Genomic DNA, 24,692 nt, shown 5'->3' with positions numbered 1-24,692 from the left:
GGTCCCTGAGCCCAGGGCGATCGGGTGAAGGTTAAGGACGGGGAAACCTTCATACACAGCCATTTGGAACACCCCCACGTGCTTCGAGACGGCTCCTGCGGAGCCTCCTCAGCATGAGGGGGAGGATTGTTGTCCTTCACCCGATCGCCCTCAGTCCCGGAGCTGTGGCGCGAGCTGTTGGCCCCGTCTTCGCATGTCGCGTGGCGATCGAAGGGGAGAGATGCGGCAATGCAAGCGAGCTTTCGCAGGATCGACGTCACGGCGGCGCGCAACATCATCGGGCGCGGGCGCGCGCTCGTCATCGATGTTCGCGATCCGGAGTCTTTCGCGCGCGGCCATATCGACGGCGCGGAGCTGGCGACGCGGGAGAATATCTCCTCCTTCGTCACGCTGACGCCGAAGGATCGGGCGGTGGTTTTTTGCTGCTATCACGGCAATTCCAGCCAAGCCTACGCCAAATATTTCGCCGAGCAGGGGTTTTTAGACGTCTACAGCCTCGATGGCGGCTATGAGGCCTGGGCGATCGCCGCGCGCTCCGCGCCGGCTTCCGTGGCGCTCGGCCCGGAGCTCGAGGCTTTTCTCGCCGAGCACGGCTTTGCGCCCGGCGACGCCAATGGCCGCAACAAGGACAATGTGACGCCGCTGATGGTCGCGGCGCGCCTCGCCCCGCCGGCCCTCGTCGCCGAGCTGCTGCAGGCGGGCGCGGATATTCACGCGACCAATGTGGATGGCAATCAGGCGCTGTGGCTCGCTTGCGTCGGCGAGAGAGAGGAGAATATCGCGCTGCTGATCCGCGCCGGAATCGACATTCAGCACATAAATGTGAACGCCGCGACGCCGCTGATGTTCGCCGCCTCTTCCGGGCGCGCCCGCGCCGTGGCGCAATTGATGGCGGCGGGCGCCGATCCCGCGTTCGAGACCGACCTCGGCCTCACCGCGCTGGACATGGCCTCCACCAGGGAATGCCTCGATCTGATGCGCGCGGAAGTGAAGCGGCGCAAAGCCATGGCGACGGCTTCGTGAGCCGGCGGAAATAAATTCAGAGCGCCGATGGATCGAATCTCCGCGCCATCGGTTCCGCTCGAGGGGCTCTGCGCGGAGGCGATGAATGAACACGGCCAATCTTCAGCTCGAAGGCGTCTACGCCATACTCGCGGCGCTGTTCGGCGCATTGCGCGACAAGGGCGCGCTCGCACAGGAGGAGATCGACGCGCTGCTCGTCGACGTCGAGCTCTCGCTCGCCAATGATCCGTTGCGGCCGCGCGACATGCGCGACTCCAATGTGGAAGCCATCTGCTTTCCCGCGCGGCTGCTGCGTCTCGCTCTGCGCGAATCGGCCGCTGGAGAAAGCTTCTCCTTCGCGCAACTCGCCGGGCGCGTCGGCCAAGAGACGCCGTGACGGCAGACGCCGCCGCAGTGAGGCGTTTCTACCTCCCCCTCGAGGGGGGAGGTCGAGCGCGAATGCGCTCGGGAGGGGGTGAAACCCCGAGTCTTCGCCGGCGAACCCCACCCCGTCCGGCTATCGCCGGCCGACCCTCCCCCTACAGGGGAGGGTGAATGCGCGCCGGTCAAATGGAATAGCTGAACGAATCGTAGGACAGGCCGTTCAGGAACTGATCCATGTCGCGCGCCGGCTCGGCGCAGCCGGCGGTTCCCACCACCTTCGCCGGCACGCCGGCCACGGTGGAATTGCGCGGCACGGGATGCAGAACGACAGAGCCTGCCGCGACGCGCGAGCAGGCGCCGATTTCGATGTTGCCGAGTATCTTCGCGCCGGCGGCGATCATCACGCCGCGCCGCACCTTGGGATGGCGGTCGCCGCTCTCCTTGCCGGTGCCGCCCAGCGTCACGCTCTGCAGAATGGAGACATCGTCCTCCACAACCGCCGTCGCGCCGACGACGAGGCCGGTGGCGTGATCGAGGAATATGCCGCGGCCGAAGCGCGCCGCCGGATGAATGTCGGTCTGAAACGCGTCCGACGAGCGGCTCTGCAGATAGAGCGCGAGATCGGTCTGGCCATTGGTCCACAGCCAATGCGCCAGCCGATGCGTCTCGATGGCGTGAAAGCCTTTGAAGAAGAGCAGCGGCTCGATCAGCCTTCCGCAGGCGGCGTCGCGCTCGACGACGGCCTTTATGTCGGCGCGAAAAGCGTCGCCGATCGCCGGATCGGCGTCGAGCGCGCGGGCGAAGGCGTCGAAGAGCAGATCTTCCGTCACCGCGCCGCCGAGACGCGCCGCGCAACGCCGCGCCACCGCATCCTCGAAGGAGCGGCGATTGAGGACGAAGGTCAGCGCCAGGCTCGCCATCGCCGGCTCGCGCGCCAGAATGTCCTCGGCCTCGCGGAGGATATGCTCCCAGAGCGCGTCGCGACCCGCAGCGTCGGCGACGATCGCGCGGCTATTGTCCTGCGTCGCTCCCATCGGGCGTCTCCTCATTCGAAGGTCCTCAATTTGGCTCGAGCGGCCGTCTTCGTCCAGATCGGCCGAACGATCAGCAAGATAGCGTGCTTTCGGCGATGCTGGCGCCGGCCGCGCGGCGCAGGCGCCCGATGACGCGCTCCGCCTCGCCGGCGTCGAGGCTGCCGAAGCCGAGCCGCAGCCCGCGCCCGCGCTGCGGCGGCGCCGCGAAGCAGGTCGACGGCAAGAAGCGCAGGCCATTGGCGGCGGCGTCGCGCTCCAGCGCGTCGAGCGTCGCCTCCTCGCGGAAGGTCGTCCAAAAGGCGAGGCCGCCCGCCGGGATGCGAAAGCGGATCGCGTCGCCGAAGGCGCGGGCGAGCGACGCGCCGAAAGCGTCGCGCCTCTGCGCATAGATCTGGCGCGCCTTGCGCACATGGCGGCGCAGCTCGCCGGAATCGACGAGAGCGGCTACGGCGAGCTCGGTCAGCGCATTGCCCTGGCGATCGACGCCGGCGGCGGCGTTGGCCATGGATCGCACCACCGGCGGCGGCGCGACGACATAGCCGATGCGCAATCCCGGCAGCAGCAGCTTGGACATTGAGCCGACATAGATCACGCGCCCCGGCGCATAGCTGGCCATGGGCAGCAGCGGCTGGCGCTCGAAATGATATTCGTGATCGTAATCGTCCTCGATGATCGCGAACTCATATTTGGCGGAAAGGTCCAAGAGGCGCAGCCGCCGCTCCGGGGTCAGCGGAACAGTGGTCGGAAACTGATGGTGCGGCGTCACATAGATCGCGCGCACCGGCCGCCCGCGGCACAGGCGCTCGACGTCCTCCACATCGACGCCGTCCTCGTCCAGGCGGACGCCGATCACCTCGGCGCCGGCGGCGGCGAAGGCCGCGCGCGCCGCCGAATAGCCGAGACCCTCCACCAGCACGACGTCGCCCGGCGCGACGAGAATGCGGGCGGCGAGGAAAATGCCCATCTGGCTGCCGCGCGTGACGCACACATCCTCCGCGTCCACGATGAGGCCGCGATGCGAGGCCAGCATCGCCGCTATGGCGCGGCGCAGCTCGCCGGTTCCGCGCGGATCGCCATAGCCGAGCCCGCCGCAGCGCGCGGCGCGCCGTCCGGCGTCGCGATAGGCGCCGAGCAGAGTGTCGATCGAGAAGAGCCGGGCGTCGGGAAGCCCGTCGTCTATGGCCAGCCCCTCGCCGGCCGGCACAAAGGCGGGGTCGGGCGTCGCGCGGAAGGGAAAGCCGGGCGTGCGCGGATCGGCGGAGGCTTTACGCGGCGCCGGCAGCGTCTCCGGCAGCTCGGCGGAGACGAAAGTGCCGCGCGTGCCATGGGTGGCGAACCAGCCCTGGGCGACCAGCTCGTCATAGGCCAGCACGATGGTCTTGCGATTGACGCCGAGCGATTCGGCGAGCTCGCGGCTGCTGGGCAGAGCCGCGCCCGGCGCGAGCCGTCCGCTCCTCACATCGTGAATGAGCGCATGGACGATCTGCAGATAGAGGGGCGCGCCGCGGCGCGGATCGATCTCGCGCGACAGGCTATAGGCGAAGGGTCGCGACATTGGACCCCTCCACTCGGCATTATTGCTCTTTTCGTAGGGCCGCCGGCAGCTTCCTCCGGGCGCGCCGGCTCTGTCAAGTGACGGGGCCCCATGTCGGGTGGCGTCAGCGGGGCGGCTTTCGCCTTTTGAGGCCTGTCGGGATCAATGCGCCTTTTTGCTTGACCTGAGATTACCCAATATGGCTTGGACTTCCGCGAACGTCATAGCTTCCGAACTCCATCCCATTCCCTTGGGTTGATCTCCCAAAATCGGCTTATGCGATCTGCCATCGAAAACGAATCGGCGCTGATATCCCGTTATCTTTTTTCCTACTAGAAGGGGCTCCTGCCCGCTTAGCTCCACAGTCACGCTACCCTGTTCAATGCAGTAATGTGGCGCATAGCCATCTCCAGATACACCGATCCTAATCGTTGCCTCATCCGGGGAGAATTTCCCGTGTATGAAGCTGGCAACGATGCCTCGCACGTATTCCTCCGGGTCATTCAACGTGGGGAGGACATCCTGGATACGAGAGTTTGATCGCATTGTTAACGCTCCTGCTTGTGGCTAAGCATACCACCGAATGGGAGCAGCGAGAGCCCGTGTCAAGACCGTCAAAATTTAAACTGCGACACTACCGGCCGCCTCGCATCTTTGGACCCGTCGGCGCGCGAATCTTGGCGGTTTAACGACGTTTTCGCTCCGTTAGCCTCGCTTTTGTCGCAACCGAACAAGGAGCGGGAGCCATGCAGACGAGCAGCGCGGGCGTCGTGAAAGCTTTGATGGGAATTGGCGGAGTGCTCGCCTTCTTCCTCATCGTGATGCACCAATTGTCGCAATTGTTCCGTTGACCGCCGGACGCCGGGAAGAGTCCGAGCGGTAGCGCGCCGATGTGCGGGGCGGCTCGCCGTGACGGCGCGTCGGCGCGTGGCTCGAGGGATCGATCACCAGCCGGCGATGCGGCGGCAGGAGCCGCCGGCGGCGCCGAAGGCGTAGCGCGATCCGCAGGCATAGGCGGTCGGCGGCTCGCCGGTCTGCTCGAAGAGGTCGTAGCCCTCTTTCAAATTCTGCCAGAAGCCGCTCCATTGCTGGTGCTCCGGCGGCGCCGCCCAGAGATTGGTCCAGTCGCCCTGCGTCTCCTTGGCCAAGGCCAAATCGGTCATGCGAAAGGGGAAGATATGGACCGGCACCTCGTGCTGGCCGCCGCGCAGCGCCGCTTCGACTGCTCCGTAGATTTCGTCGATGACCCTGTCGGTCATGGCGAAACAGCCGACCGACTTGCAGGCGCCATGGACCATCAGCGCGGCGCCGGTGCGGCCGTTCTGCTTGTCGAAGGCGTTGGGAAAGCCGATGTCGAAGGCGCGGTGATAATGGGAGTTCGGATTGAGCTGGCGCGCCGAGACGCTGTAGAAGCCCTCGGGCGATTGATAATCCCCGGATTTCAGCTTGGGCCCGAGACGGCCGGACCATTTGCAGATCGGATAGGTCCGATAGAGCGCGTAACGCTCGCCCTGCTTGCGCCACAGCTCGAGCTCGCCCTCCTTCTTGAAGATGCGGACATAGACCGCCGCGCCCAGGCGGAAATTGCCGTCGTCGCGGCGCGGCGCCGCTTGGTCGTGGGCCGGCGGGGTCTCGGCCAGAGCGAGCGCCTGCGTGGCGGCGGGCGGCGAGACGGCGACCGGCGGCAGCGCGGTCGCCGCCGAGGGCTCGGCGGGGAGATTGCGCGGCCGCGCCGGCGGCAGCGGCGCCTCGCCGGGCGCGACGGGAATAGCGAGCGTCGGCTCCAGCGGCGCCAGCGGCGGCAGCGCCGCGAGGAAGGAGGGCGGCCGCGCGCGCGGCGGGGAGGTCGGCGGCTCCTCGATCTCGGCCGGCGCGGCCGGCTCGGCGAGCCGCGCGGTCTCGACGATCGCGCCGCGCAGATTTTGCAGCATGGGGCCGAAGGGAATTGCGCGCGGCTCGGCGATGGATGGGCGCGGCCCCTCCTCCCGCAGCGCGGGACCGCGCCAGGCGAAGGTCGCAAAAACGCCGATCTCGACGGCGCTGAGCGCGAGCGCCATGGCGAGCAGAATGGGGCGCGACGGTTTCGACGGCATGGCGATCGTCAGGGAATCAACAAAAATGCATTACGAAACGCGATATTGGCGAAGAGACGGCGGGCGCGGCCAAAAGCGCGGCCCGCCGAGGCGTCAATGGCCTTCGAAGGAAACGAGCCGGCGCACCGGGACGCCGAGCGCTTCGATCTTCTTCGCGCCGCCGAGCTCGGGCAGATCGATGACGAAGCAGGCGGCGATGACTTCCGCGCCGATCTTCTGCAGCAGCTTGACGGCGCCTTCCGCCGTGCCGCCGGTGGCGATGAGATCGTCGACGAGAATGACGCGCTCGCCCTTCACCACCGCATCCTCGTGAACCTCCATCTCGTCCACGCCATATTCCAGCGAATAGGCGATGGAGACGGTCGTATGCGGCAGCTTGCCCTTCTTGCGCACGGGCACGAAGCCGGCCGACAATTGATGCGCCACTGCGCCGCCCAGAATGAAGCCGCGCGCCTCCATGCCCGCCACCTTGTCGATCTTCGTGCCGGCCCAGGGCTGCACCAATTCGTCCACGGCGCGGCGAAACGCCCTGGCGTCGCCGAGCAGCGTCGTGATGTCGCGGAACATGATGCCGGGCTTGGGATAGTCGGGAATCGTGCGGATTGTGGAAGCGAGGGTCATGTTGCGAAATCTCGTCGGATTTGTTCGGCTCGTCGGTTCATAGCGCATTCTCGGCCGAAAGGCATCTCACGCGGCTGCCGCATTCCGGCCGCAGGAGCGCCGACAGACTACCGATTTTCACCGCAAAGATCAGGATATCGGGTGAAGCAGTATTGCGCGGTCCGGGGTGGGGTTCTACTGCAAAGACTCGGGGCGTCACACCCTCCCGATCGCCTTCGGCGCTCGACCTCCTCCCTCGAAGGGGGAGGTAGAAACGCCGCTTCAGGCGCCATTTCTCATTCACCCGATTTCCCTGCGAGGAGAAATTCATATGGCTGATTTCAAACGACGTATCATTCCTGCCATCCTGATTGCGGCGGCCGCGGCGAGTCTCGGCCTCGTCGGCTATGAGGCGGTCTCGGTCGCGCTCGCCCGTTCCGAGACGCCGGAGATTTTCGCGCGCTACGAGGCGGCGACCGACAATGGCGCAAAACTGCCTGCCGGCCTGTCCAGCGAGCGAATCGAGACGCTGATCAAAGTGCAGGACCCGAGCTTCTGGACGCATGGCGGCGTCGATTGGAGCGCGCCGCTCACCACCACTACCGTCACGCAATCCGTGGTCAAGCGGCTCTATTTCGAGAATTTCCAAAAGGGCTTCGCGAAGATCCGCCAGACGCTGATCGCGCAATTCGCCGTCGGGCCGCTGACCTCCAAGAACGCCCAGCTCGCCGCCTTCATCGATGTGAACGGATGGGAGCCCGCCGCGCAAAAATGGTTCGGCAAGAGACTGGCGGCGTTGAACGACGATGAATTTCTCGCGCTCGTCGCCACCAACAACAGCCCGAAGGACCATGCGCCGGGAACGCCGGCCAACGCCGAGCGCGTGCGGCGCATCGAGAAATACCTCGCCGGCCTCTGTGAGCGGCGCGGCTTTTCCGATGTGTGGCTGGAGAATTGCGCTGATTAGTCGCGTCTCGCCGCAATCGCTCCGCGAGATGGTCATGCACCGGTCGCGCCGCCGCCCATTTTACTCGTAAAGCTCCCGACCGAAAATGCGAGGCGAGCGTCGGCGGGAGTGTGTTCTATGCGAGATGCGAAAAGACGGGCGCGCTCATTCGCAGCGGCGACAGCGGGCTCGGCGCTGGCCGCCTTTGCCGGCGCGGCCTTCGCCGCGCTCGTCGGTTATGAGGCCGTCTCCGTCGCGCTCGCCCGCGTCGCCACGCCGGCGTTGTTCGCGCGTTATGAGGCGGAGACCGATCACGGCGCCAAACTGCCGCCCGGCTTCTCGCGCGAGCGCATCGAGACGCTGCTGCGCGTGCGGGACCCTCGCTTCTGGACGCATGGCGGCGTCGATTGGAGCGCGCCGCTCGGCGGCACGCTCGCGCAATCGGTGACGAAAAAACTCTATTTCGCCGATTTCAAGCCGGGCTTCGGCAGGATTCGCCAGACGCTGATCGCGCAATTCGCCGTCGGCGCGCTGACTTCGAAGAGCGCGCAGATCGCCGCCTTCATCGATGTGAACGGCTTCGATCCGGCGGCGCGCAAATGGTTCGGCAAGCCGCTGGCGGAATTGGACGACGGCGAGTTTCTCGCGCTCGTCGTCGCCGTCGATGATCCCAAAGATTTCGCGCCGGGCACGCAAGCCAACGCCGAGCGCGTGCGCCGCATCGAGAAACATCTCGCCGGGCTCTGCGAGCGGCGCGGCTCTTCCGACGTCTGGCTGGACGATTGCGGGGATTGAGGCGCTCTTCGCTTTACGTCGCCGCGCCGCTCGCCCGCGCGACAATGACGCCGAGCTTCTCCATCAGCGCCGGATCGCGCGCCTCTGGCGCCGTCAGAATGGCGGTGTCGAGCGCGCGATCGGAGCCGATCGGGCAGGGCTCGTGCTCATGTGGAAAATCGGCGAGCAGGCGCGCGAGCAGACGGCTCGCCTTGTCGGCGTTGTCGCGCACGACGGCGATGACCGAGGCGACATCGACATTGTCGTGCTCTGGATGCCAGCAGTCGAAATCCGTGACCATTGCGATGGTCGCGTAAGAGAGTTCCGCCTCGCGCGCCAGCTTCGCCTCCGGCATGGCGGTCATGCCGATGACGTCATAGCCCGCGGCCTTGTAGGTCAGCGATTCCGCGTAAGACGAAAATTGCGGACCTTCCATGCACACATAGGTTCCGCCGACGGAATGCTCCATGCCTTCCGTCTTCGCCGCGGCGGCGATGCGCTTGGCCAGCAGCGGCGCCACCGGATGCGCCATGGACACATGCGCGACGCAGCCATTGCCGAAAAAGGAGGATTGCCGGCCGAAGGTGCGATCGACGAATTGATCCGGCAGCACGAAGAGTCCCGGATAGAGCTCCGATTTGAACGAGCCGCAGGCGGAGACGGACACGAGATCGGTGACGCCCGCCTGCTTCAGCGCGAAAATATTGGCGCGATAATTTATGCCCGAGGGCGAGAACACATGACCGCGCCCATGCCGCGGCAGAAACACGACCTGCGTCTCGCCGATGCGGCCGAAATGCAGCGCGTCCGACGGATCGCCCCAGGGCGTCGTGACGCGCTCCTCGCGCAAATCCTGCAAGCCGGGCAGGTGATAGACGCCCGATCCTCCGATGATGCCGACAACCGCTCGCGTCATCTTTCGTCTCCGACTGTGGATAGGATTTCGCAGTGCCACGCTCGCGCGACCGGCGCAAGCGGCGACACGCCGCCGGCCTGTCCCGAAAAATTGCGAAGCGCCTAAAAATTCAACGTAGTCAAAGGCCAAGCCGAGGCTCTGCGCGCGACGAAATGGGAATGGCGCTTTTTTGGGCGATCGTCGAAACTGCCCTCTTCGCAGCCTTCGCAGGGTTGCGCCGCAAAATATGCTGTGTTAGGGGACGATCGCCTTGGAGCTGGGGCGTCGCCCTTGGCTCCTTCCCCCGACAATACGTTGTTCGAGGCCATTGCGGATTTCGTCGCACGCAGACCTGCGTTGCGCGCGAGGCGCCTCGAGTGACGGCGATCCGAGAGCGATACGCAAGTGGCTTCAGGCGGAGACGATCTATCCGGAGTAGCGGGGCGATACGCCTCGGCCCTTTATGATCTCGCGGTGGAGAAAGGCTCCACGGACGAGATCGCGACGGCGCTGCGCGGCTTTGCTGCGCTGATCCAAGAGAGCGCGGATCTCGAGCGCCTGATCAAGAGCCCGGTCTATTCTGCCGAAACGCAGATCAAGGCTCTCTCTCCCATTCTCGACGCCGCTGGCGTCACGGGCGTCGCGGCCAATTTCGTGAAGCTCGTCGCGACAAAACGTCGCCTCTTCGCTCTCCCCGCCATCATCGAGGCCTATGGCAAGCTGCATGACGCCGCCAAGGGCGTCGTGCGCGCCGACGTCACGGTGGCCGCGCCGCTCGCCTCTCATCACGAGAGCGCGCTGCGCGATGCGCTCCTCGGCGTCGCCAGCGGCAAGACGATCGACCTCGAGGTGAAGGTCGATCCGGCGATCATCGGGGGTCTCGTCGTCAAAATCGGCTCGCGTATGCTCGACGCGTCGCTGAAGACCAAGCTCAATTCCATTCGAACACGCATGAAAGAGGTCGGCTGATGGCTATCCGCGCCGCAGAGATTTCCGCGATCCTCAAGAATGAGATCGCCAATTTCGGCAATGAGGCCGAAGTCGCAGAGGTCGGTCAGGTTCTGTCCGTCGGCGACGGCATCGCCCGCGTCTATGGTCTGGACAATGTCCAGGCCGGCGAGACGGTGCTGTTCGAGAACGGCATCACCGGCATGGCGCTCAATCTCGAGAGCGACAATGTCGGCGTCGTGATCTTCGGCTCCGACCGCGACATCAAGGAAGGCCAGACCGTCAAGCGCACCGGCGCCATCGTCGACGTTCCGGTCGGCAAGGGCCTGCTCGGCCGCGTCGTCGACGCGCTCGGCAATCCGATCGACGGCAAAGGCCCGATCTTCTACGAGAGCCGCTCGCGCGTCGACGTGAAGGCTCCCGGCATCATTCCGCGCAAGTCGGTGCATGAGCCGATGGCGACCGGCCTCAAGGCCATCGACGCGCTGATCCCGATCGGCCGCGGCCAGCGCGAGCTGATCATCGGCGACCGCCAGACCGGCAAGACCGCCGTGGCGCTCGACACCATCCTGAACCAGAAGTCGCTGAACGACGGAACCGACGAGAAGGCCAAGCTCTACTGCGTCTATGTCGCCGTGGGCCAGAAGCGCTCCACCGTCGCGCAATTCGTGAAGGTGCTGGAGGAGCGCGGCGCGCTCGACTATTCGATCGTCGTGGCGGCCACCGCCTCCGATCCGGCGCCGATGCAGTTCCTGGCGCCCTTCGCCGGCTGCGCCATGGGCGAGTATTTCCGCGACAACGGCCTGCACGCCGTGATCGTCTATGACGACCTTTCCAAGCAGGCCGTCGCCTATCGCCAGATGTCGCTGCTGCTGCGCCGTCCTCCGGGACGCGAGGCCTATCCGGGCGACGTGTTCTATCTGCACTCCCGCCTGCTCGAGCGCGCCGCCAAACTCAACGACGATCGCGGCGCCGGCTCGCTGACCGCTCTGCCGGTCATCGAGACGCAGGCCAACGACGTGTCGGCTTATATTCCGACGAATGTCATCTCCATCACCGACGGCCAGATCTTCCTCGAGACGGACCTCTTCTATCAGGGCGTCCGCCCGGCGGTGAACGTCGGCCTCTCGGTGTCGCGCGTCGGCTCCGCCGCCCAGACCAAGGCGACGAAGAAGGTCGCCGGCAAGATCAAGGGCGAGCTCGCTCAGTATCGCGAAATGGCCGCCTTCGCTCAGTTCGGCTCCGACCTCGACGCGGTGACGCAGCGCCTCCTCAATCGCGGCGCGCGCCTGACCGAGCTGTTGAAGCAGCCGCAATTCTCGCCGCTGAAGATGGAAGAGCAGACCTGCGTGATCTACGCCGGCGTCAACGGCTATCTCGATCCGCTGCCGGTCGGCCGCGTGCGCGCCTTCGAGGACGGTCTGCTGGCGCTGCTGCGCACCCAGCATCCGAACATCCTCGAGACGATCCGCACGACCAAGGATCTGCCGGATGCGACGGCCGCCGAGCTGAAGGGCGTCCTCGACGCCTTCACGAAATCCTTCGCCTGACGCGCGCAACCAAGGATCGGAAGCAATGGCCCGTCATTGCGAGCGCAGCGAAACGATCCAGAGCCGCTCGGCGGCTCTGCGATCGCATCGCGGCTTCGCTTCTCGCAATGACGACAGGCCGGCTCCGGTCGCAATGAGACGGGTTCTCTCATGCCCTCGTTGAAGGATCTTCGAAACCGCATATCTTCCGTCAAGGCGACGCAGAAGATCACCAAGGCCATGCAAATGGTCGCGGCGGCCAAGCTGCGCCGCGCCCAGGCGGCGGCCGAGGCGGCGCGTCCCTATGCCGAGCGCATCGAGAAAGTGCTCGCCAATCTCGCCGGGGGCGTCTCCACCGGCGCGCCCGTGCTGCTCTCCGGCAATGGCCGGGACGAGACGCATCTTCTCGTCGTGGCGACCGCCGAGCGCGGCCTCTGCGGCGCCTTCAATTCTTCGATCGTCCGGCTCGCCCGCGAGCACATCCAGCGCCTGCAGGGCCAGGGCAAGACGGTCAAGATTCTCTGCGTCGGCAAGAAGGGCTACGACCAGCTCCGCCGCAATTACGAGAAGAACATCATCGAGCTCGTCGAGCTTCGCGGCGTGCGCCAGATCGGCTTCGATCAGGGCGACGCGATCGGCCGCAAGGTCATCGATCTGTTCGAGCGTGGCGAGTTCGATGTGGCGACGCTGTTCTTCTCGCGCTTCAAATCTGTGATTCAGCAGTTTCCGACAGCGCTGCAGCTCATTCCGGCGCAGATTTCCGCCAATGAGAACGAGGCGGCCGCGGGCGGCGCTCTGGCGACCTATGAATATGAGCCTGGCCAGGACGAGATTCTGGCCACGCTGCTGCCCCGCAACATATCGGTGCAGATTTTCCGTGCATTGCTCGAGAACGCCGCTTCCGAGCAGGGCGCGCGCATGAGCGCGATGGACAACGCCACGCGCAACGCCGGCGACATGATCAAGAAGCAGACGACGCTCTACAATCGGTCACGTCAGGCGATCATCACCAAGGAACTCATCGAAATCATCTCGGGCGCCGAGGCGCTCTGACCAGAACAACAGCCGAGAGGACGAGACAATGGCTACCCCCACGACCACGGGTCACATCACGCAGGTGATCGGCGCTGTCGTCGACGTGAAGTTCGACGATCATTTGCCGGAAATCCTGAACGCGCTGGAGACCAGCAATCAGGGCGCGCGCCTCGTCCTCGAAGTTGCGCAGCATCTCGGCGAGAATTCCGTGCGCACCATCGCCATGGACTCGACGGAAGGCCTCGTGCGCGGCACTCCCGTGACCGACACGGGCGCCCCCATCTCGGTGCCGGTCGGCGACGAGATGCTCGGCCGCATCATCAATGTCATCGGCGAGCCGGTCGACGAGGCCGGCCCCATCGTGACGGCGACCAAGCGCGCCATTCACCAGCCGGCTCCGTCCTACGCCGAGCAGGCGACCGAGGCGCAGATCCTCGAGACGGGCATCAAGGTCGTCGACCTGCTCGCGCCCTACGCGAAGGGCGGCAAGGTCGGACTGTTCGGCGGCGCGGGCGTCGGCAAGACCGTCATCATCATGGAGCTCATCAACAATATCGCCAAGGCGCACGGCGGCTATTCCGTCTTCGCCGGCGTCGGCGAGCGCACCCGCGAGGGCAACGACCTCTATCACGAGATGATCGAGGGCGGCGTCAACAAGAAGCCCGAGAACGGCTCCGCCGCCGGCTCCAAGGCCGCTCTGGTCTATGGCCAGATGAACGAGCCCCCGGGAGCCCGCGCCCGCGTCGCGCTGACCGGCCTCACCGTCGCCGAGGACTTCCGCGACAAGGGCCAGGACGTGCTGTTCTTCGTCGACAACATCTTCCGCTTCACGCAGGCGGGCTCGGAAGTGTCGGCTCTGCTCGGCCGCATTCCTTCGGCGGTGGGCTATCAGCCGACGCTCGCCACCGACATGGGCGCGCTGCAGGAGCGCATCACCACGACGACCAAGGGCTCGATCACCTCGGTGCAGGCCATTTACGTGCCGGCCGACGATCTGACCGATCCGGCCCCGGCCGCCTCCTTCGCCCATCTCGACGCGACGACCGTGCTCAACCGCTCGATCGCGGAAAAGGGCATTTATCCGGCCGTCGATCCGCTCGACTCGACCTCACGTATGCTGTCCCCGGCGATCGTCGGCGAAGAGCATTACGAGGTCGCCCGCAAGGTCCAGTCGACGCTGCAGCGCTATAAGTCGCTGCAGGACATCATCGCGATCCTGGGCATGGACGAGCTCTCGGAAGAGGACAAGCTGACCGTGGCGCGCGCCCGCAAGATCGAGCGCTTCCTGTCGCAGCCCTTCCACGTCGCCGAAGTGTTCACCGGCGCGCCGGGCAAGCTCGTCGCGCTCGCCGACACGATCAAGGGCTTCAAGGGCCTTGTCGAGGGTCAATACGACCATCTCCCCGAGGCCGCCTTCTACATGGTCGGCACGATCGAGGAAGCGGTCGAGAAGGCCGCCAAGCTCGCCAAGGAAGCGGCCTGATCCGCTGATTGCTAGACGGAGCCCTTCATGGCCACGTTTCACTTCGAACTCGTTTCTCCCGAGAAGCTGCTGTTCTCGGGAGAGGTGGACGCCGTCGTCGCCCCCGGCGCCGAGGGCGTGTTCACGGTTCTCAAAGATCATGCGCCGGTGATGACGGTGCTCAAGCCCGGCGTCGTCGAGATCGACGCGGCCGGCAATAAGGAAAAGCTGTTCGTGCGCGGCGGCTTCGCCGATGTCGGCCTCGGCGGCTTCACCATTCTGGCCGAATACGCCATTCCGGTCGCCGAACTCGACGCCGCCAAGCTCGACGCGGACATCAAAAATGCGAGCGAGGATGTCGCCGACGCCAAGGGCGACGAGGCGCGCCGCATCGCGGCCGAAAAGCTCGCTCAGCTGCAGGAGCTGAAGACGGCTCTCGCTCTGTAAAAGGCGCGTCGTCTCACGGTTCCAGAGCCTCTCCGCCGAAGGCTCTCCGATCATATGCCGCATAGAAAAGCGAGCGCTATCCGATCCGATTGGATCGGATAGCGCTCGATCTGTTTCTGGGCGCGCTCGGACCGGCGCGCCCCTGGATCGCGAGCCTTTGGGCCCGCTCAAAAACCCTTCGGCTGCGATGAAGCAGCTCACGAGAGCGTTTCCGGCCGAAGCGCACTCCGGTTCGGCGGAAAGGCTCGAAAGTGCGCTCAATGCTGGGCGGATTCCTGACGGCCGGCCCGACTGCGGGCGTGCGACTGAGCTCCCGCCGGCAGGCTGGTGCGGTCGATATAGCCCGGCTGATATTCGCCGCACCATTCATCGGCGGCGACGGCCGGCCATGCAGTGTCTGTGTTTCCCTGCTGACCCGCGCCGCGCATCGGCAGCGGGGCGTTGCGCCGGCATTGAGCGGCCGGTTGGTGCCAAAAACGGCAATCTCCGCAGTGCATAGCAGTCTCCTGTGTGGAACTCGGCACAGCGCTAATCCGCCCCGCTGAGAAAGGTTCCGAACAGGGGCGCGGCCCGGCGCCGCACTCCGGCGACGGCGTGGCTGCGCGAGCGCACGAGCCGCGGCTCATTTCAGGAATTGCGCGCCTTCCAGCCGGCGCCGCAGCTCGAAACTGTGGAATTGCGTGAAGATGGGCGCGATCCACGCTTTCAGCGCCGCTCGAATGACGATCGACATTTCCGGCGGCGGCGCCACCAGCAGCCGGCTCAGCGAAACATCCGGCTGTTCCAGCGTTTTCGCGACGGCGCCGTCCAGCGGGCCGATGACAAATCGGCGCGTCGATGGATAATGGCCGAGCGTCTCATGCGCATAGGCCCCGAGCGGCGCGGCGCCTTCGTTCTGCACCACCACCATGGGAAGATCGCGCCATGACGCGCTGAGCGATTGCGCGCTGGCCAGCGCCGTTTCCGACGGGTCCACATGGAAGAGGACGATCGGCTCGACGCCGCGCAAATGCGCTTCCTCCACAAAGCCGATTTCTTTCACCGTCTTGAAGAAGCGGTCGTAGCTGCGCTGCCAGACATCGACGATCTTGGGAACGCCGTCGTCGACCAGCAGCCTGTCGAACAAGGAAATCTGGCCGCGTATGGCGGCGATGTCGATGACCTGCGTGCGATCGGGAAACAATTCGTGATAGCGCGGCGCGTGAGGATCGGTGTCGAAGCCTTCGACGTCGGCGAGGCGCGAGAGATAGAAGTCCGTCAACAGCCGCGCGGTCGTCGAAACGCCCGATCGCGGATGCGGGGAACAGGCGACGAACACCAAAGTGCGTCGACTCATTTTTCACTCTCTCGGCGCCGCCCGAGGCTCGCTCTGCCACCAACCACACGAGCTCGGCGCTATGCGCCCTCCCTGCCGGCGATGCGATCCAGCAGACGGATGCGATCGAATTCGTCGGCGATCCTGTTCTGCCAGGTGCGGACATAGCCACGAAGGACGAAGGAATGGTCCGCCGGCCCCCCTTCCGCCGTCCGATTGGCGACGAAGGTGGAAAAAGGCGCGCCGGCGATCTCCACCTGTTCATAGGACAATTCGTTGAGCTTGGGGATGGTGATCTCGCCCGCCGTCTCCACTTTCTCGAAATATTTGCGGTGCGTCACAGGGTCCCACTCGAAAAATGTGGTGTCGTTGACATGGTTCTTGACGAGGAAATAATCGGCGTCATCGACATAAGGGGCGACTTCGGCGATCTCGTCCAGCGAGGCGATGGACGAGCCGAGCACATGGAACAGGATGAAGCCGACTTCCCCTTCCGCCACGGCGTCGAGAAAGCCGGTGTCCTGCAGCGCCTGCAAGGCCGGCTCCAGCCCGCCGGCGCGGACGTCGACGACGCTGACCCTCACCTGAGCCGTGGCCAGAGTGTCGATGATCTTCATTTGATCCGAGGTCGAGGTCAAATCGACGACGCTGGTCTGATCGGGATGAAAGCGATAGAGCGTGCCGCGCGGGGTCTCCGTATCGAAGGCCCGGGTCAAGACATTATTGGCGGCGAGATAGTCGAGCAGCACGCGGGCGATCGTCGTCTTTCCCACGCCGCCCTTGTCGGCGCCGACCAGAATGAGCGTCGGCCGACCTCTCTGAGGCGCGAGCGCAGGAGCTTTCTCCCGCACGACCGGCGGCCGCTCCTCGCGAGCCGAACTCTGCTTGGTTTCTTTGGTCGGTCTTTGAGCCATGGCCTAGCACCTATATCGCTCGCGCCCGCGTTCGGGCGGCAGGAACCTAAATCCCTTACCATTTATGCATTGCGCACGCCGAGACTTTTCTCGCCGCGGCGGGCGCGATCGAAACCTTTCCGGTTAATACCACGAAACTTGTTTGTAGTTTATCCGAAAGGCGCCGCCTATTATAGTGAATTGACATTCTCGCGACGTCGAATAATTAGGTCGCACATTATCGAAGATTTGCGGTTTTTCACGCTGTCGCCGGATGATACGGCGATCGGCGTGGCCGCATCGTCCGGCGCGAGACGCTCGCGCCGGGCCGAAAGCCGAAGGAAGGGCGCCTCTGCGGCGAAGGGGCCTATTCGGAGAAAAGGATGAGCGTGATCCGTGTCGAGGACGCAGACGGCGTCACCCACGAGCTGGAGCCTGTGGAAGGCTGGCGATTGATGGAGATTTTGCGGGATTACGGGATGGGTATGGAGGGCACATGCGGCGGCGCGGTCGCCTGCGCCTCCTGCCACATCGTGCTCGATCCCGAATGGGCCGACAAGGTCGCGCCGCCGCGCGAGGACGAGATCGACAAGCTCGACGAGCTGCCCTTCCTGCACGAGACCTCGCGGCTATCCTGCCAGATCATCTGGTCGGACGAGCTCGACGGGCTGAAGATCACTCTGGTCAAGGAGCCGACATGACGCGGGCCGTCGATCCGAAATTCTCGCCCAAAGTGCTGCTCGCCTCCGATCTCGCCGAGGGCGACGTCGTCTTTCTCGGCGCCGATGGCTGGGAGCGCGGCTTGTCTCGCGCGAAAATTGCTTATGACGCCGCAGAGGCGGCGGCGCTCGACGCCGCGGGCAAGGCCGCCGTCGCCTCGAACCGCGTCGTCGACGCCTATCTGGTCGATGTCTTCGTGGATGCGGCCGGCGCGCCGACGCCGCTGCATTTTCGCGAGAAGTTCCGCGCCGCCGGCCCCAGCGTGCGGCGCGATCTCGGCAAGCAGGCATGGCTGCAAGGAGCGGGGAATCGATGACTGCGCATGATCCGGCCCTGCCGCCGCGCCCCAATTCCGCGCCGACGATCTACGCCTATGACGAATATGACCGCGCCTTCGTGCGCGAGCGCGTCGCGGAATTCCGTGGCCAGGTGGAGCGTCGCCTCGCCGGCGCGCTGACGGAGGAGGAATTCCGCCCGTTCCGCCTGATGAACGGGCTCTATCTGCAGCTGCACGCCTATATGCTGCGCGTCGCCATTCCCTATGGCTCGCTCACCTCGCGGCAGATGCGCCAGCTCGCCTATATCGCCGACAAATGGGACAAGGGCTACGGCCATTTCACCACGCGGCAGAACCTGCAATATAATTGGCCCAAGCTCGTCGATGTGCCGGATATTCTCGAGGCGCTCGCCGACGTCGACATGCATGCGATCCAGACCTCAGGCAATTGCATTCGCAATGTGACGGCCGATCATTTCGCCGGCGTCGCCGCCGATGAGCTGGAGGACCCGCGGCCGACGGCGGAGTTTCTGCGCCAATGGTCGAGCGCTCATGCCGAATTCAGCTTCCTGCCGCGCAAGTTCAAGATCGCGGTGAGCGGCGCCGAGCATGACCGCGCCGCGATCAAGATTCACGACATCGGCCTGCGCATCGTGAAGAATGCGGAAGGCGAGATCGGCTATGAGGTGATCGTCGGCGGCGGTCTCGGCCGCACGCCTTTCGTCGGCAAGCTGCTGCGGGAGTTTCTGCCGCGCGCGCAATTGCTCGCCTATCTCGAGGCGATTCTGCGCGTCTATAATCGCTTCGGCCGTCGCGACAACAAATACAAAGCGCGCATCAAAATATTGGTGCACGAGACTGGGCTCGACGAGATTCGCGCGCAGGTGGAGGCCGAGTTCGCCGCCATGGACCGCGCGCCTTTCGCCTATGACGCGCAGGAGCTGGAGCGCGTCGTCGCGGCTTTCGCGCCGCCGGCTTACGAGGCTTTGCCCGCGCATTCGGACGGCTTCGAAAAGGCCAAGGCGGAGAACGCCGAATTCGCCGCCTTCGCCGCGGTGAATGTCGCGCCGCATAAGGTTCCCGGCTACGCCATCGTCACTGTCTCGTTGAAGCCGATCGGCGGCATTCCGGGCGACGCCACTTCCGCGCAGATGCGCGCGCTGGCCGACGCCACCGACACATATGGTTTCGGCGAATTGCGCGTCAGCCATGAGCAGAACATCATTCTTCCGCATGTGAAGCGGGATGATCTTTTCGCACTGTGGCGCGATCTTTCGGCGGCGGGCCTCGCGACCGCCAACGCCGGGCTCATCAGCGATATCATCTCCTGCCCGGGGCTCGACTATTGCTCGCTCGCGACGGCGCGCTCCATTCCGATCGCTCAGGCGATCTCGGAGCGTTTCGCCGATCTCGAGCGCCAGCGCCTCATCGGCAAGCTGGGGATCAAGATATCCGGCTGCATCAACGCCTGCGGCCATCATCATGTCGGCGCGATCGGCATTCTCGGCCTCGAGAAGAAGGGCGTCGAGTCCTATCAGATCACGCTCGGCGGCGATCCGACGCTCTCGGCCTCGATCGGCGAATTGCTCGGTCCCGGCGTCTCGGCGGAAGAGGTTCCCGACGTGATCGAGAGCCTGGTGCAATTCTATCTCGCCGAGCGGCGCGACGGCGAGGCTTTCATCGACACATGGCGGCGCTTGGGCCATAAGCGTTTCAAGGAATCTGCGCGCCGGGAGGGCGAGGATGGCTCTGGTATCTGACGGCGCTTTCATCGCGGACGAGTGGCGCCGTCTCGCCGATGAGGAATCCCTGCCCGGCGCCGGCAAGGTGATCGTCTCGCTCGGGCGACTGCCCGCCGCGCTGGAAGATGCGCGGCTGACGGCGCTCGGCGTCTATGTCGCCAATACGACGGATCCCAAGGCGCTGGCGCCTCATTTCTCGCGTCTCGCGCTCATCGACATCGCCTTTCCGGCCTTCACCGATGGGCGCGGCTTCTCGCTCGCGCGGCTGCTGCGTCGCGAGGGTTTCGTGGGCGAGTTGCGGGCGAGCGGCCGGCTGACGCCGGATCAATATTTGCACGCGATCGGCGGCGGCTTCGACACGATCGAAATTCCCGACGAACTCGCGGCGCATCACGGCGAGGCCAATTGGGCAAAGGCGCGTCAGGCGCGCAGCCTCTCCTATCAGCGCGGCGTCGCGGGCGGCGCATCTATACTCGAACGCCGGCGAAAGGGCGTGGCATGAAGACGTCGATCGTCGAAACGCTCGCGCCGCGCCTCGCGCCGCTCGATCTCGATCATCGCCTGACGCTCACGCGCGAGGTCATTCCCGGCCGCATCGTCTTCACGACGAGCTTCGGCATAGAGGATCAGCTCGTCACCCATTCCATCTTCACCCAGGGCCTCGAGATCGATGTGGTGACGATCGACACGGGCCGTCTCTTCGAGGAGACGATCGCCCTTTGGGAGAGGACCGAGGCGCGCTATGCGCGGCGCATTCACGCCGCCTATCCGCAGGCGCTGCCGCTCGCCGATTATGTCGCCGAGCATGGCGTCAATGGCTTCTATCGCTCGATCGAGAATCGCAAGGGCTGCTGCCATATTCGCAAGGTGGAGCCGCTGTCGCGCCTGCTCGCCGGCGCCTCCGCCTGGGTGACGGGCCTGCGCGCCGATCAATCGCAGGCGCGCGAGGGCGTGCATCTCATCGAGAGCGACGCCGAGCGTCGGCTGGTCAAGCTCAATCCGCTCGCCGATTACACGCGCGAGGCCATCGTCGCCGCGACGGAGGAATTCAGCGTGCCGGTGAACGAGCTGCACGAGAAGGGTTTCCTCTCCATCGGCTGCGCGCCCTGCACGCGCGCGCTGGAGCCCGGCGAGAGCGAGCGCGCCGGCCGCTGGTGGTGGGAAGAGGACGAGAAGAAAGAATGCGGCCTGCATGTCGGGCCGGACGGAAGGCTGACGCGCGGCGCGGCGCCGGAGAGCTCGCAATGAACGCGCTGGCGGCAAAGCCCCTCGGCCATTTGGATCGGCTGGAGGCGGAGAGCATTCACATCCTACGCGAGGTCGTCGCCGAATGCGAGCGGCCGGTGATGCTCTACTCCATCGGCAAGGATTCGGCGGTGATGCTGCATCTCGCCATGAAGGCCTTTTATCCGTCGAAGCCGCCATTCCCGCTGCTGCATGTCGACACGACATGGAAGTTCAAGGAAATGATCGCCTTTCGCGACCGCCGCGCGGCCGAAACGGGCCTCGAGCTGCTCATCCACACCAATCCGGAAGGGGTCGCGATGAATATCGATCCCACCGTGCACGGGTCGCAGCTCCATACGCAGATCATGAAGACCGACGCGCTGAAGCAGGCGCTCGACAAATGGAAATTCGACGCGGCCTTCGGCGGCGCGCGGCGCGATGAGGAGAAATCCCGCGCCAAGGAGCGCGTGCTCTCCTTCCGCAACGCCCAGCATCGCTGGGATCCGAAGGCGCAGCGCCCCGAGTTCTGGCGCCTCTACAACGCGCGCAAGGGTCCGGGCGAGAGCCTGCGCGTGTTTCCTCTGTCCAATTGGACCGAGGCCGATGTGTGGGACTACATCGCGCGCGAGGGCATCGATGTCGTGCCGCTCTATTACGCCAAGGAGCGGCCGGTGATCGATCGCGGCGGTATGCTCATCATGGTCGACGATGATCGCCTGAAGCTGCAGCAAGGCGAGACCGTGCAGCAGAGGCTGGTGCGCTTCCGCACGCTCGGCTGCTATCCGCTGACCGGCGCGATCGAGAGCTCCGCGGCGACGCTGGAGGAGATCATCGCCGAAATGCGTGCGAGCCGCTCCTCCGAGCGCCAGGGCCGCCTCATCGATCACGACGGCTCCTCCTCCATGGAGCAGAAGAAGCAGGAGGGTTATTTTTGATGCACGGCGGCCTCGCCACGCCCGCGCCGCTGCGCGCCCCCGTCGGGCCGGCGCCCGCCGACAAGCCCTTGTTGCGCTTCATCACCTGCGGCTCGGTGGACGACGGCAAGTCGACGCTCATCGGCCGTCTGCTCTATGACGCCGATCTCGCGGCCGACGATCTCATCGCCGCGCTCGAGAAGGATTCGAAGAAGCACGGCACGCAGGGCGACGATCTCGATTTCGCGCTGCTCGTCGACGGCCTCGCGGCGGAGCGCGAGCAGGGCATCACCATCGATGTCGCCTATCGCTATTTCGCGACGGAGAAGCGCAAGTTCATCGTCGCCGACACGCCCGGCCATGTGCAATACACGCGCAATATGGCGACCGGCGCCTCGACGGCGGAGCTCGCCGTTCTGCTCGTCGATGCGCGCAAGGGCCTCCTGGATCAGACGCGCCGACACAGCGTCATCGTCTCCATGCTCGGCGTGCGCCACGTCGTCGTCGCCGTCAACAAGATGGACCTCGTCTCCTATTCGCAGGAGATTTTCGCCGACATAGAGCGCGACTTCCGCGCCTTCGCCGAGCAATTGCGCTTTCTCACCATTCAGGTGATTCCGCTGGTCGCCAAGGACGGCGACAATCTCGTTCATGCGAGCAAGAAAATGGACTGGTATTCCGGTCCGCCGTTGCTCGCCTATCTCGAGAGCGTCGCCTCGGACGACAACGCCCGCGTGCTGCCCTTCCGCTTCCCCGTGCAATGGGTGAACCGGCCGTCCCATGATTTCCGCGGCTTCTCCGGCTTCATCGCCGGCGGCAACGTAAAGCCGGGCGACATCGTCCGCATTTTGCCGTCCGGCCGCGACACGACGATCGCGCGCATCGTCACCTATGACGGCGATCTCGCCCATGCGGTGGCCGGCCAGTCGGTGACGCTGACCCTCACCGAAGAGATCGACATTTCCCGCGGCGACATGCTCGCCTCGCCGGTGTCGCCGGCCAAGATCGGCGATCGCCTGTCGGCCCGGCTGCTATGGCTGGTGCGCGAGCCGCTCACGCTGGACAAGAGCTATCTTTTAAAGCTCGGCGCGCGAACGACGCCGGCTTTTGTGAAGCAGGTCGCCTCGCACATAAAGATCGAGACCGGCCTCGCCGAGCCGCTCGCCGATGCGTCGCAGACGCTCGCCTTCAACGAGATCGGCGAGGCAGAGCTGTGGCTCGACACCGCCATCGCCTGCGATCTCTATGAGGACAATCGCGAGACCGGCGGCTTCATCCTCATCGATCGCGTGACCAATGAGACGGTCGCCGTCGGCATGGTGAAGCAATCGGCCTGGACCGAGCGCAGCGCGCGCAATGGCGTGGAGGCGAGCTACGCCTCCATGGAAGGCGTGCCGTCGCCCGACCTGCTGCATCCGACGCCCTTGCGCAGCCTGGTGAAATCGCTGTCCTGGCGCGTGCCCGGCAGCGTCATCACTTTCGGCGCGGCCTTCCTGTTCACGCAGGACACGGGCATATCGGCCGCGATCACCGGCACGGAGATCGTCTCCAAAATCGTACTCTATTATCTGCACGAGCGTCTGTGGACGCGCTTCGCCGTCGGCCTCACCAAGGGCGAGCCGCCGCACGACGACACGGGATTGTAAGGCCGTTCTCGCGACGAGACGCTGAAGCGCCCCTCCCTCACCCTCCCCCGCTATCGCGGGAGAGGGAAGCGGCAAACGTTACACGAAATCTCCATGATACGCGCAATCCGCCCCCTCTCCCGCATAGCGGGGGAGGGTTGGGGAGGGGGCTCGCGCACGCCTTCGCTGTCATCGACGCAGGACGCGAGCCCGATATTCGGCGGGCGTTTCCACCCCCTTCAGGGGGATTTTGGCGCTCGTTTTGTTTACCCAGCGCAGCCGATTTTTGCAGGTATCTTTTGCACAGCGGAAGTCATTGAAATGCAAGGGTAGGGCGCGTGCTGCAGAAGTCTTAAGTTTCGCAACCACACGTCAATTGACTTCTGCGTCGGTCGGCTGTAGTTAGTAGGTACTAACTAAGGTAGGTAGGAACTAATGTCATCCAGACGGGAGCTCCTTATGAAAACCGCCCAGCGAGGAAAGTACGCGCCCCTCTTCCATCACTTACAAGAATTCCGGCGTAAGGAGTGGAAGGCAACCTTCAGCGAGATTGAAAGCGTCTTGGGCTTCAGGTTGCCTGACAGTGCAAGAATTCATCGGCCGTGGTGGGCTAACCAAGGTGAGCGCGGCGGGCATTCTCATGCATTGGCATGGGAAATGGCGGGGTGGAAAACGTCGCAGGTCGATATGGCCGAAGAGAGCGTCGTCTTTGTCGAAGTGCCAGGCCTCGGCAGCTAAAAATTTTATTTGACAAAAGAGCGCATATCGCTAGCTTGCGTTTCGCAATATAGTAGGAGGCCGCCTCATGTCGTTCGGACTTGAAAATTTCAAAAACACGCCCCTCGGCGAGAAGGTCGGGGAAATGCTGAACAATCCCGCGCAAATCTCGGACATGATCGCCTTAAGCCGACACAGGATTCCGGCCGTGCAGGACTTAGGAAAACCAATCCTGGCCTTGGGCATGCCGATTACGGACGAGGATAAAAAGCTAATCGGCCGCTGGGTAAAAGACGTGATGGAAGCTCATGGCTACACAACCGACCCGAAATCAAAAGGCCGAGTAGCGCCCGGGAATCTATTCACGACCGGGGCTATTTACTATTCGAAAGTGATCCACGGTGGTGGCGTTGCCGCATAACTCGCCACTATGGAACCAGAGTGCCAACATGGCTGCGCCTTTCCCCCACCTTGACAATAATCAGAAAATATTCCTATACTCCCTCACCCTCGCCGAACGGCAAGGGCCTCGCCCTGGGGTAGGGGCGGGGCCCTTGCCGTTCGGCGAGGGTGAGGGAG

25 protein-coding genes and 1 pseudogene are annotated in these 24,692 nt (G+C 64.8%); 18 read left to right on the top strand and 8 right to left on the bottom strand.

The features are described 5' to 3' along the window. Window positions 1-228: 228 nt before the first annotated feature. Window positions 229-1,023: a thiosulfate sulfurtransferase GlpE gene (gene glpE / locus C5689_RS09760; RefSeq protein WP_108917091.1), complete on the top strand. Its 795-nt coding sequence runs from the start codon at window positions 229-231 to the stop codon at window positions 1,021-1,023. A gap of 85 nt (window positions 1,024-1,108) precedes the next feature. After that, window positions 1,109-1,399 (top strand): hypothetical protein, encoded by a 291-nt coding sequence (locus C5689_RS09755; protein WP_108917090.1) that lies wholly within the window; start codon window positions 1,109-1,111, stop codon window positions 1,397-1,399. Between the two features lie 169 nt (window positions 1,400-1,568). On the opposite strand, the gene cysE is transcribed toward C5689_RS09755, so the two are convergent. The 4 genes from cysE to C5689_RS09735 all read right to left on the bottom strand — a co-directional run bounded on the left by cysE (window position 1,569) and on the right by C5689_RS09735 (window position 6,668). Next, window positions 1,569-2,420: a serine O-acetyltransferase gene (gene cysE / locus C5689_RS09750; protein ID WP_108917089.1), complete on the bottom strand. Its 852-nt coding sequence runs from the start codon at window positions 2,418-2,420 to the stop codon at window positions 1,569-1,571. Window positions 2,421-2,490: 70 nt separating this feature from the next. Beyond that, complete coding sequence (gene pdxR / locus C5689_RS09745) at window positions 2,491-3,975, bottom strand: MocR-like pyridoxine biosynthesis transcription factor PdxR (protein ID WP_108917088.1); 1,485 nt, start codon at window positions 3,973-3,975, stop codon at window positions 2,491-2,493. Between the two features lie 923 nt (window positions 3,976-4,898). After that, complete coding sequence (locus C5689_RS09740) at window positions 4,899-6,047, bottom strand: L,D-transpeptidase family protein (RefSeq protein ID WP_108917087.1); 1,149 nt, start codon at window positions 6,045-6,047, stop codon at window positions 4,899-4,901. A 93-nt stretch (window positions 6,048-6,140) separates the two neighbouring features. Beyond that, complete coding sequence (locus tag C5689_RS09735) at window positions 6,141-6,668, bottom strand: adenine phosphoribosyltransferase (RefSeq protein WP_108917086.1); 528 nt, start codon at window positions 6,666-6,668, stop codon at window positions 6,141-6,143. 310 nt (window positions 6,669-6,978) lie between these two features. Here C5689_RS09735 and C5689_RS09730 point away from each other — a divergent pair, with 310 nt between their 5' ends. Further along, window positions 6,979-7,614: a transglycosylase domain-containing protein gene (locus tag C5689_RS09730; protein ID WP_108917085.1), complete on the top strand. Its 636-nt coding sequence runs from the start codon at window positions 6,979-6,981 to the stop codon at window positions 7,612-7,614. Between the two features lie 117 nt (window positions 7,615-7,731). Continuing rightward, window positions 7,732-8,388, top strand: coding sequence for a biosynthetic peptidoglycan transglycosylase (locus tag C5689_RS09725; RefSeq protein WP_108917084.1), 657 nt, complete (start codon window positions 7,732-7,734; stop codon window positions 8,386-8,388). A 13-nt stretch (window positions 8,389-8,401) separates the two neighbouring features. Here the strand turns inward: C5689_RS09725 and C5689_RS09720 are convergent, their stop codons facing one another. Then, window positions 8,402-9,283, bottom strand: a complete 882-nt coding sequence (locus tag C5689_RS09720; RefSeq protein ID WP_108917083.1) for an S-methyl-5'-thioadenosine phosphorylase — start codon at window positions 9,281-9,283, stop codon at window positions 8,402-8,404. Window positions 9,284-9,667: 384 nt separating this feature from the next. On the opposite strand from C5689_RS09720, the gene C5689_RS09715 reads away from it, so the two are divergent. The 5 genes and pseudogenes from C5689_RS09715 to C5689_RS09695 all read left to right on the top strand — a co-directional run bounded on the left by C5689_RS09715 (window position 9,668) and on the right by C5689_RS09695 (window position 14,683). Next, on the top strand, window positions 9,668-10,231 hold the full coding sequence (locus C5689_RS09715) for a F0F1 ATP synthase subunit delta (protein ID WP_108917082.1): 564 nt from the start codon (window positions 9,668-9,670) through the stop codon (window positions 10,229-10,231). Continuing rightward, window positions 10,231-11,760 (top strand): F0F1 ATP synthase subunit alpha, encoded by a 1,530-nt coding sequence (atpA, locus tag C5689_RS09710; RefSeq protein WP_108917081.1) that lies wholly within the window; start codon window positions 10,231-10,233, stop codon window positions 11,758-11,760. The genes C5689_RS09715 and atpA overlap by 1 nt, the downstream gene beginning before the upstream one ends. Before the next feature lie 150 nt (window positions 11,761-11,910). Then, on the top strand, window positions 11,911-12,792 hold the full coding sequence (locus C5689_RS09705; RefSeq protein ID WP_108917080.1) for a F0F1 ATP synthase subunit gamma: 882 nt from the start codon (window positions 11,911-11,913) through the stop codon (window positions 12,790-12,792). A gap of 49 nt (window positions 12,793-12,841) precedes the next feature. Next, window positions 12,842-14,257 (top strand): annotated as a pseudogene (atpD, locus tag C5689_RS09700) (F0F1 ATP synthase subunit beta); the annotation flags it as partial. A 27-nt stretch (window positions 14,258-14,284) separates the two neighbouring features. Further along, complete coding sequence (locus C5689_RS09695; protein ID WP_108917078.1) at window positions 14,285-14,683, top strand: F0F1 ATP synthase subunit epsilon; 399 nt, start codon at window positions 14,285-14,287, stop codon at window positions 14,681-14,683. 257 nt (window positions 14,684-14,940) lie between these two features. Here the strand turns inward: C5689_RS09695 and C5689_RS18215 are convergent, their stop codons facing one another. From C5689_RS18215 to C5689_RS09685, 3 genes are all read right to left on the bottom strand, one after another. After that, window positions 14,941-15,180 (bottom strand): hypothetical protein, encoded by a 240-nt coding sequence (locus tag C5689_RS18215; protein WP_142863196.1) that lies wholly within the window; start codon window positions 15,178-15,180, stop codon window positions 14,941-14,943. A gap of 125 nt (window positions 15,181-15,305) precedes the next feature. After that, the gene (locus tag C5689_RS09690) at window positions 15,306-16,019 is read right to left on the bottom strand and encodes a hypothetical protein (protein WP_167398705.1); all 714 of its coding nucleotides are present in this window, start codon (window positions 16,017-16,019) and stop codon (window positions 15,306-15,308) included. 59 nt (window positions 16,020-16,078) lie between these two features. Beyond that, on the bottom strand, window positions 16,079-16,912 hold the full coding sequence (locus tag C5689_RS09685) for a P-loop NTPase family protein (protein ID WP_174800235.1): 834 nt from the start codon (window positions 16,910-16,912) through the stop codon (window positions 16,079-16,081). Window positions 16,913-17,274: 362 nt separating this feature from the next. Between C5689_RS09685 and C5689_RS09680 the strand changes: the two genes are divergently transcribed. The 9 genes from C5689_RS09680 (at window position 17,275) to C5689_RS09640 (ending at window position 24,534) form a co-directional block, all read left to right on the top strand. Further along, window positions 17,275-17,592, top strand: a complete 318-nt coding sequence (locus tag C5689_RS09680; protein WP_108917076.1) for a 2Fe-2S iron-sulfur cluster-binding protein — start codon at window positions 17,275-17,277, stop codon at window positions 17,590-17,592. Further along, window positions 17,589-17,927 (top strand): DUF2849 domain-containing protein, encoded by a 339-nt coding sequence (locus C5689_RS09675; RefSeq protein WP_108917075.1) that lies wholly within the window; start codon window positions 17,589-17,591, stop codon window positions 17,925-17,927. Before C5689_RS09680 ends, C5689_RS09675 begins: the two co-directional genes overlap by 4 nt. Next, complete coding sequence (locus C5689_RS09670; RefSeq protein WP_108917074.1) at window positions 17,924-19,648, top strand: nitrite/sulfite reductase; 1,725 nt, start codon at window positions 17,924-17,926, stop codon at window positions 19,646-19,648. Before C5689_RS09675 ends, C5689_RS09670 begins: the two co-directional genes overlap by 4 nt. Then, the gene (locus C5689_RS09665; RefSeq protein WP_108917073.1) at window positions 19,632-20,132 is read left to right on the top strand and encodes a DUF934 domain-containing protein; all 501 of its coding nucleotides are present in this window, start codon (window positions 19,632-19,634) and stop codon (window positions 20,130-20,132) included. The genes C5689_RS09670 and C5689_RS09665 overlap by 17 nt, the downstream gene beginning before the upstream one ends. Beyond that, the gene (locus C5689_RS09660; protein ID WP_108917072.1) at window positions 20,129-20,878 is read left to right on the top strand and encodes a phosphoadenylyl-sulfate reductase; all 750 of its coding nucleotides are present in this window, start codon (window positions 20,129-20,131) and stop codon (window positions 20,876-20,878) included. The genes C5689_RS09665 and C5689_RS09660 overlap by 4 nt, the downstream gene beginning before the upstream one ends. Then, window positions 20,875-21,792, top strand: a complete 918-nt coding sequence (gene cysD, locus C5689_RS09655; RefSeq protein WP_108917071.1) for a sulfate adenylyltransferase subunit CysD — start codon at window positions 20,875-20,877, stop codon at window positions 21,790-21,792. Before C5689_RS09660 ends, cysD begins: the two co-directional genes overlap by 4 nt. After that, entirely contained in the window at window positions 21,792-23,417 is a 1,626-nt protein-coding gene (cysN, locus tag C5689_RS09650; protein WP_108917070.1) for a sulfate adenylyltransferase subunit CysN, read from the top strand. The genes cysD and cysN overlap by 1 nt, the downstream gene beginning before the upstream one ends. A gap of 438 nt (window positions 23,418-23,855) precedes the next feature. Continuing rightward, the gene (locus C5689_RS09645) at window positions 23,856-24,134 is read left to right on the top strand and encodes a DUF7662 domain-containing protein (RefSeq protein WP_108917069.1); all 279 of its coding nucleotides are present in this window, start codon (window positions 23,856-23,858) and stop codon (window positions 24,132-24,134) included. A gap of 67 nt (window positions 24,135-24,201) precedes the next feature. Beyond that, window positions 24,202-24,534 (top strand): hypothetical protein, encoded by a 333-nt coding sequence (locus tag C5689_RS09640; protein WP_108917068.1) that lies wholly within the window; start codon window positions 24,202-24,204, stop codon window positions 24,532-24,534. The last annotated feature ends 158 nt before the right edge of the window (window positions 24,535-24,692 follow it).

This window comes from Methylosinus sporium (assembly GCF_003113265.1).
Lineage (GTDB): Bacteria > Pseudomonadota > Alphaproteobacteria > Rhizobiales > Beijerinckiaceae > Methylosinus > Methylosinus sporium.
The sequence above is the reverse complement of the archived record's forward strand: the minus strand, read 5'-3'. Positions and strand labels throughout refer to the sequence as shown.

Excerpts from the sequence above, each read along its gene's own strand:
- C5689_RS09695 (WP_108917078.1), top strand. The coding sequence starts at position 14,285 with ATGGCCACGTTTCACTTCGAACTCGTTTCTCCCGAGAAGCTGCTGTTC.
- cysD (WP_108917071.1), top strand. The coding sequence starts at position 20,875 with ATGAACGCGCTGGCGGCAAAGCCCCTCGGCCATTTGGATCGGCTGGAG.
- C5689_RS09640 (WP_108917068.1), top strand. The coding sequence starts at position 24,202 with ATGTCGTTCGGACTTGAAAATTTCAAAAACACGCCCCTCGGCGAGAAG.
- pdxR (WP_108917088.1), bottom strand. The coding sequence starts at position 3,975 with ATGTCGCGACCCTTCGCCTATAGCCTGTCGCGCGAGATCGATCCGCGC.
- C5689_RS09680 (WP_108917076.1), top strand. The coding sequence starts at position 17,275 with ATGAGCGTGATCCGTGTCGAGGACGCAGACGGCGTCACCCACGAGCTG.
- C5689_RS09675 (WP_108917075.1), top strand. The coding sequence starts at position 17,589 with ATGACGCGGGCCGTCGATCCGAAATTCTCGCCCAAAGTGCTGCTCGCC.
- atpA (WP_108917081.1), top strand. The coding sequence starts at position 10,231 with ATGGCTATCCGCGCCGCAGAGATTTCCGCGATCCTCAAGAATGAGATC.
- C5689_RS09670 (WP_108917074.1), top strand. The coding sequence starts at position 17,924 with ATGACTGCGCATGATCCGGCCCTGCCGCCGCGCCCCAATTCCGCGCCG.
- C5689_RS09645 (WP_108917069.1), top strand. The coding sequence starts at position 23,856 with ATGAAAACCGCCCAGCGAGGAAAGTACGCGCCCCTCTTCCATCACTTA.
- C5689_RS09705 (WP_108917080.1), top strand. The coding sequence starts at position 11,911 with ATGCCCTCGTTGAAGGATCTTCGAAACCGCATATCTTCCGTCAAGGCG.
- cysE (WP_108917089.1), bottom strand. The coding sequence starts at position 2,420 with ATGGGAGCGACGCAGGACAATAGCCGCGCGATCGTCGCCGACGCTGCG.
- C5689_RS09660 (WP_108917072.1), top strand. The coding sequence starts at position 20,129 with ATGAAGACGTCGATCGTCGAAACGCTCGCGCCGCGCCTCGCGCCGCTC.
- cysN (WP_108917070.1), top strand. The coding sequence starts at position 21,792 with ATGCACGGCGGCCTCGCCACGCCCGCGCCGCTGCGCGCCCCCGTCGGG.
- C5689_RS09685 (WP_174800235.1), bottom strand. The coding sequence starts at position 16,912 with ATGGCTCAAAGACCGACCAAAGAAACCAAGCAGAGTTCGGCTCGCGAG.
- C5689_RS09755 (WP_108917090.1), top strand. The coding sequence starts at position 1,109 with ATGAACACGGCCAATCTTCAGCTCGAAGGCGTCTACGCCATACTCGCG.
- C5689_RS09725 (WP_108917084.1), top strand. The coding sequence starts at position 7,732 with ATGCGAGATGCGAAAAGACGGGCGCGCTCATTCGCAGCGGCGACAGCG.
- C5689_RS09690 (WP_167398705.1), bottom strand. The coding sequence starts at position 16,019 with ATGAGTCGACGCACTTTGGTGTTCGTCGCCTGTTCCCCGCATCCGCGA.
- C5689_RS09735 (WP_108917086.1), bottom strand. The coding sequence starts at position 6,668 with ATGACCCTCGCTTCCACAATCCGCACGATTCCCGACTATCCCAAGCCC.
- C5689_RS09665 (WP_108917073.1), top strand. The coding sequence starts at position 19,632 with ATGGCTCTGGTATCTGACGGCGCTTTCATCGCGGACGAGTGGCGCCGT.
- C5689_RS09730 (WP_108917085.1), top strand. The coding sequence starts at position 6,979 with ATGGCTGATTTCAAACGACGTATCATTCCTGCCATCCTGATTGCGGCG.
- glpE (WP_108917091.1), top strand. The coding sequence starts at position 229 with ATGCAAGCGAGCTTTCGCAGGATCGACGTCACGGCGGCGCGCAACATC.
- C5689_RS09740 (WP_108917087.1), bottom strand. The coding sequence starts at position 6,047 with ATGCCGTCGAAACCGTCGCGCCCCATTCTGCTCGCCATGGCGCTCGCG.
- C5689_RS18215 (WP_142863196.1), bottom strand. The coding sequence starts at position 15,180 with ATGCACTGCGGAGATTGCCGTTTTTGGCACCAACCGGCCGCTCAATGC.
- C5689_RS09720 (WP_108917083.1), bottom strand. The coding sequence starts at position 9,283 with ATGACGCGAGCGGTTGTCGGCATCATCGGAGGATCGGGCGTCTATCAC.